The organism is Streptomyces sp. NPDC029014 (assembly GCF_055564695.1).
The window spans coordinates 22,490-28,755 of record NZ_JBVHVT010000099.1 but is presented as its reverse complement, the minus strand read 5'-3'; the positions used below and the strand labels follow the sequence as shown (position 1 = coordinate 28,755).

4 protein-coding genes are annotated in these 6,266 nt (G+C 75.4%); all 4 read right to left on the bottom strand.

From position 1 onward, the window contains the following. Positions 1-132: 132 nt before the first annotated feature. Positions 133-2,730, bottom strand: a complete 2,598-nt coding sequence (locus tag ACZ4VL_RS35300; RefSeq protein WP_468208469.1) for a polynucleotide kinase-phosphatase — start codon at positions 2,728-2,730, stop codon at positions 133-135. Further along, positions 2,727-4,232, bottom strand: a complete 1,506-nt coding sequence (locus tag ACZ4VL_RS35295; protein WP_468208467.1) for a 3' terminal RNA ribose 2'-O-methyltransferase Hen1 — start codon at positions 4,230-4,232, stop codon at positions 2,727-2,729. Before ACZ4VL_RS35295 ends, ACZ4VL_RS35300 begins: the two co-directional genes overlap by 4 nt. Before the next feature lie 104 nt (positions 4,233-4,336). After that, positions 4,337-5,263 carry a homocysteine S-methyltransferase gene (gene mmuM, locus ACZ4VL_RS35290; protein ID WP_468208464.1) on the bottom strand — a complete coding sequence of 309 codons (927 nt, stop codon included), beginning with the start codon at positions 5,261-5,263 and terminating at the stop codon, positions 4,337-4,339. A 16-nt stretch (positions 5,264-5,279) separates the two neighbouring features. Beyond that, entirely contained in the window at positions 5,280-6,203 is a 924-nt protein-coding gene (locus tag ACZ4VL_RS35285) for an LLM class F420-dependent oxidoreductase (protein WP_468208461.1), read from the bottom strand. Positions 6,204-6,266 lie beyond the last annotated feature (63 nt).

Here is a 6,266-nt window from a genome sequence, read left to right as displayed (position 1 = left end):
CCCCCCCCCCCCCCCCCCCCCCCCCCCCCCCCCCCCCCCCCCCCCCCCCCCCCCCCCCCCCCCCCCCCCCCCCCCCCCCCCCCCCCCCCCGCCCGCGCGGTGGCGGGCGCGGCCGGGCCGGCCGTCAGGCCGTCACAGCCGGGGGTCGACCGGCTCCGACTCCAGGGCGAGCACCGCGAAGACCGCCTCGTGGACCCTCCACAGCGGTTCGCCGTCCGCCAGCCGGTCCAGGGCCTCCAGCCCGAGCGCGTACTCGCGCAGCGCGAGCGACCGCTTGTGGCCCAGGTGGCGCGCGCGCAGCCGCTCCATCTGCTCCGGGCGCGTGTACTCCGGCCCGTAGATGATCCGCAGGTACTCCCGGCCGCGCACCTTGATGCCGGGCTGGACCAGGCGTCCCCGGCCGTCCCGGGCGTAGGCCTGGAGCGGCTTGACGACCATGCCCTCGCCGCCGGCGGCCGTGAGGTCCAGCCACCAGTCGGTCCCCGCCCGTACGGAGTCCGGGTCGGCGGTGTCCACCAGGATCCGGGCGGTGCGGCGCAGCAGCCCGGTGCCGGCCGCCTCGTCGGCGGCGACGAGCCGGTCCAGCCAGAACAGCTGCTCGTCGTGGGGCACGGCGGCCAGCGACCGCCCGGCCGCGGCCAGCAGCTGGAACGGGGCGAACCGTACGCCGTCCAGCCCGTCGGTGGTCCAGCAGTAGCGGCGGTAGGCGTCGGTGAACCGGGCGGCGTCCGCGGCCCGCTCCTGCTGGCGCTCCAGCAGGCCGCCGGTGTCCACGCCCCGCCCGGCGGCCGCGGCCAGGGCGGCGATCGCGTCGGGGAAGACGGCGCGGGAGGCCGCGCCGACGGCCGCGTACTGGTGGCGCAGCAGCCCGGCGGACTTCAGCGACCAGGGCAGCAGCTCCCCGTCGAGGAGCAGCCAGTCCGTGTCCAGCTCCTGCCACAGGCCCGCGTCGGTGACGGCGGTCCGGATCCGGGCGAGGACCTGCTCGGTGACCGCCGGATCGGGGAAGAAGGGCCGGCCGGTACGGGTGTAGACGGAGCCCGTGGCGGTGCCGTCGGTGCCGAACCGCTCCCGGGCGGCGTCGGCGTCCCGGCACACCAGGACGGTGGCGCGGGAGCCCATGTGCTTCTCCTCGCAGACGACCTGGGCGATGCCGTCGGCCCGGTACTGGGCGAAGGCCTCCGCCGGGTGCTCCAGGTGGTGGCCGTCCTTCGAGGTCGCCGCGGGCGCCATCGTCGGCGGCAGGTACGGCACCAGCCGGGGGTCCACCGCGAAGCGGCTCATGACCTCCAGGGCGGCCGCCGCGTTCTCCTCGCGCACGGCGACGTTGCCCAGGTGCCGGGTCTCCACGGTCCGCCGCCCGTGCACGTCGGCCAGGTCGAGCGGGCGGCCCTCGCGGCCCCCGGGGGCCTCGGCCGCGAGCGGCTTGACCGGCTCGTACCAGACCCGCTCGGCCGGTACGTCGACCAGTTCCCGCTCCGGCCAGCGCAGGGCGGTCATCCGGCCGCCGAACACCGCGCCGGTGTCCAGGCAGATGGTGTTGTTGATCCAGGCCGTGTCCGGGACCGGGGTGTGGCCGTAGACCACGGCCGCCTTGCCCCGGTACTCCTCGGCCCACGGGTAGCGCACCGGCAGCCCGAACTCGTCCGTCTCGCCGGTGGTCTCCCCGTACAGGGCGTGCGAGCGGACCCGGCCGGAGGTCCGGCCGTGGTACTTCTCGGGCAGGCCCGCGTGGCAGACCACCAGCCGGCCCCCGTCGAGGACGTAGTGGCTGACCAGGCCGGCGATGAACGCGCGGACCTCCCGCACGAACTCCTCGGGCTCGCGGGCCAGCTGCTCGACGGTCTCGGCGAGGCCGTGCGTCAACCGGACGTCGGAGCCCTTGAGGTGGCGGCCGAGCTTGTTCTCGTGGTTCCCGGGCACGCACAGGGCGTTGCCGGAGCGGACCATGCCCATCACCCGGCGCAGCACGCCGGGGCTGTCCGGGCCGCGGTCGACGAGGTCGCCGACGAACACGGCGGTGCGGCCCTCGGGGTGGACGCCGTCCGCGTAGCCGAGCTCGGCGAGCAGGGTCTCCAGCTCGGAGGAGCAACCGTGGACGTCACCGATGATGTCGAAGGGGCCGGTGAGGTGGGTGAGGTCGTTGAACCGCTTCTCGCGGACGATCTCGGCGTTCTCGACCTCCTCGACGGAGCGCAGCACGTGCACCGTGCGGAAGCCCTCGCGCTCCAGGCCGCGCAGCGAGCGGCGCAGCTCGCGGCGGTGCCGCTGGATGACGTGGCGGGGCAGGTGGGCCCGGTCGGGGCGGGCGGCGTTGCGTTCGGCGCAGACGGCCTCGGGCAGGTCGAGGACGATGGCGACGGGCAGCACGTCGTGCTCGCGGGCGAGCCGGACCAGCTGCCGGCGGGCCTCCTGCTGGACACTGGTGGCGTCCACGACGGTGAGGCGGCCGGCGGCCAGCCGCTTGCCGGCGATGTAGTGCAGGACGTCGAAGGCGTCCTTGCTGGCGCTCTGGTCGTTCTCGTCGTCGCTGACGAGCCCGCGGCAGTGGTCGGAGGAGATGACCTCGGTGGGCTTGAAGTGCCGGCGGGCGAAGGTGGACTTGCCCGAGCCGGTGGCTCCGATCAGGACGACGAGGGACAGGTCGGTGACGGGAAGCACGCGGCGGTCGGTGCTGCCGGCCGGGGAACCGGTGGTCGTGGTGTCGCTGGTCGTGGTGTCGGTGGTCATGCCGCCTCTCCCTCCTTCGGGGTGTCGGTGGTGCGGGTGGTCTCGGTGGTCTCGGTGGGGTCGCCGGCCCGGGTGAAGAGGGCCATCTGCGTGGGCGGGCCGACCTCGGGGTCGTCCTCGCCGACGGGCGTGAACACGACTGCGTAGCCGTGCCGTCCGGCGACCGTCCCGGCCCACTCCCGGAACTCCGCGCGGGTCCACTCGAAGCGGTGGTCCGCGTGCCGGAACCGGCCGGCGGGCAGGGTCTCCCAGCGGACGTTGTACTCGGCGTTGGGAGTGGTGACGAGAACGGTACGGGGGCGGGCCGCGCCGAACACCGCGTACTCCAGTGCGGGCAGCCGCGGCGGGTCCAGGTGCTCGACGACCTCGCTGAGCACGGCCGCGTCGTAGCCGGCCAGCCGCTTGTCGGTGTACGCGAGCGAACCCTGCAGCAGCCGTACGCGCCCGCTCTGCTTCTCCCCCATCCGGTCCAGCCGCAGCCGCCGGGCCGCGGTGCCCAGGGCGCGCATGGACACGTCGACACCGGTGATCTCGGTGAACGACACGTCCCGCAGCAGCTCCTGCACCAGCTGGCCCTGGCCGCAGCCGAGGTCGAGGACCCGGGCGGCGCCGGCGGCGCGCAGCGCGGCGACGATCGCCCCGCGGCGCCGCACGGCCAGCGGCACGGGCCGCTCGGCGGTGTCGGTGTCCTCGTCTACGGCGTTGTCGAGGTCCTCGGGCTCGCTGCCGTCGGCCTCGGCGAGGCGGGCCAGTTCCAGGCGCTCCAGGGCGTCCCGGGTGAACCGCTGGTGCCGGGCCAGGTAGCGGGAGGCGATCAGGCCGTGCTCGGGGTGCGCGGCGAGCCAGCCGTCGCCGGCCCGCAGCAGCTTGTCCACCTCGTCCGGGGCGACCCAGTAGTGCTTGGCGTCGTCGAGCACCGGCAGCAGGACGTACAGCTGGCGCAGCGCGTCGGTGAGCCGCAGCTCGCCCTCCAGGACGAGCCGTACGTACCGGGAGTCCCCCCACTCGGGGAACTGTTCGTCCAGCGACAGCGGCTCGGGGCGTACGAGGTCCCAGCCCAGCGGGTCGAACAGCCGGTGCACCAGCTCCGCCCCGCCGCGGGCGGGCAGCGCCGGGATCTCGATCCGCAGCGGGCGGACCTGCTCGACGAGCTCCGGGCGGGCGGTGCAGCGGCCGTTCAGCGCGCTGCCGAACACCGCGCGCAGGGCGACGGCGAGCAGTGAGGAGGCGGCGTACGGGCGGTCGTTGACGTACTGCGCCAGTGCCGCGTCCGGCGCTCCGCCCCGGCCCTTGCCCTGCCCCCGGCGCACGAGCGCGACGGGGTCCACTTCCAGCAGCAGGGCCGCCGTGCAGCGCTCGGGAGCGGCCTCGGGGTAGAAGACGTGGGCCGTGCCGTGGGAGGTGGGGAACGCCTGCGCCTTGCCGGGATGCTTGTGCAGCAGGAAGCCCAGGTCCGTGGCGGGTCGTTCGGGGGTACCGGTGGTGGAGATCGTCAGGAACACACGCCCGATTCTCATCCTACGCCCGCTGCCGCCGCCTCCTGTTTTTCCGCCGCCCGCGGCGCCCGCCGCGGCTTCGGCTGCTTCGGCGCACGGACTCCGCTTCTTCAGGCGGTGCCGGTTTCGCCCCCCGCGACCTCGGCGGCCAGCCGTGCGATGCGCGTGGGGCCGATGCGGCAGCAGCCCCCGATGAGGCGGGCGCCGGCCCGCCGCCAGGCGGCCGTGGGCCACGGGGCCTCCGGATCGGCGGGGCGGGCCCAGGTGCCGGTGGCCCCGTCCCAGACGGAGCCGTCGTTGGGGTAGGCGAGGAGCGGCAGGTCCGTGACGGAGGCGGCGGCTTCGAGGGCGGGCAGGACGTCCTGCGGGTCGCAGCAGTTGACGCCGGTCGCGATGACCTGCGGGGAGGACGCGGCGAGGGCGAAGGCCTCGGCCGGCGGGCCGCCGGCCCGGGTCCGCCCGGCGGCGACGGTGAAGGAGATCCAGGCGGGGGCGCCCGTCTCGGCGAGGACGGTGACCAGGGCCTCCGCCTCGGCCGCGTCGGGCACGGTCTCCACCGCCAGCACGTCGGGGCCGGCCGCCAGCAGGGCCTCGATGCGCGGACGGTGGAAGGCGGCGAGCTCGCGGACGGTCAGCCCGTACCGGCCGCGGTACTCGGAGCCGTCCGCGAGGACCGCCCCGTACGGGCCGACGGAGGCGGCGACCCACACCTCGTGGTCGGCGGCCTCCGCGGCCCGGGTCGCCAGGGCGACGCTGCGGTGCAGCAGGGCGGTGGTCTCCGCGCGGTCGTGGCCGCGGGCCGCGAAGGCCCCGTACCCCACCTGGTAGCTGGCGGTGATCAGGACCTCGGCGCCGGCCCGCGCGTACGCGGTGTGGGCGGCCTCGACCTGGGCGGGCGCCTCGGCGAGCACCCGGCCCGTCCAGAGGCCGCCGGAGAGGTCGCAGCCCTGGTCGGCGAGCTGGTTGCTCAGGCCGCCGTCGAGGACGACGGCCCTGCGGGACAGGGCTTCGGCGAGCGGTCCGGACGCGCGGGGCACGGTTGCTGCGCCCGGTTCAGTGGAGCTGGGACAGCACCTGGGCCGAGATCAGCTCCAGGTGGTCCAGGTCGTCGAGGTCGAGCAGCTGGAGGTAGATGCGGGAGGCGCCGATGGCCTCGTAGGTGCCGATCTTGTGGACGACCTCGGCGGGCGAGCCCGCCAGGCCGTTCGCCCTGAGCTCGTCGACCTCCCGGCCGATGGCGGCGGCCCGGCGGGCGACCTCGGCGTCGTCCCGGCCCACGCAGACCACCAGGGCGTTGGAGTAGACGAGGTCGTCGGGCTTGCGCCCGGCGGCCTCCGCGGCGCTGCGCACCCGGTCGAACTGCCGCTCGCTGTCCGCGATCGAGGCGAAGGGCATGTTGAACTCGTCGGCGTAGCGGGCGGCGAGGCGCGGGGTGCGCTTGGCTCCGTGGCCGCCGATGAGGACGGGCACCTTGGCCTGGGCCGGCTTGGGCAGCGCCGGGGAGTTCTCCACCCGGTAGTGGGTGCCGGCGAAGTCGAACGCGGCCCCGGGCTCGGTGGCCCACAGGCCGGTGACGATGGCCAGCTGCTCCTCCAGGCGGGACATCCGCTCGGCGGGGAAGGGGATCCCGTACGCCTTGTGCTCCTCCTCGAACCAGCCGGCGCCCAGGCCGAGCTCGATGCGACCGCCGGACATCTGGTCGACCTGCGCGACCTGGATGGCGAGCACGCCGGGCAGCCGGAAGGTGCCGGCGGTCATCAGCGTGCCCAGCCGGATCCGGCGGGTCTCCCGTGCCAGGCCGGCGAGGGTGATCCAGGCGTCGGTGGGTCCGGGCAACCCGTCGGCCGACCCCATCCTCAGGTAGTGGTCAGAGCGGAAGAACGCGTCAAAGCCGAGGTCCTCGGTGGCCTTCGCCACGGTCAGGAGGGTGTCGTAGCTCGCGCCCTGCTGGGGCTCGGTGAAGATACGGAGATCCATGACCTCCATCCTGCCCCCGTCCCACCCCTGCCGGGTGAATCTCGCGGGCCGGCAGGTCCGCGC

Excerpts from the sequence above, each read along its gene's own strand:
- ACZ4VL_RS35300 (WP_468208469.1), bottom strand. The coding sequence starts at position 2,730 with ATGACCACCGACACCACGACCAGCGACACCACGACCACCGGTTCCCCG.
- ACZ4VL_RS35285 (WP_468208461.1), bottom strand. The coding sequence starts at position 6,203 with ATGGATCTCCGTATCTTCACCGAGCCCCAGCAGGGCGCGAGCTACGAC.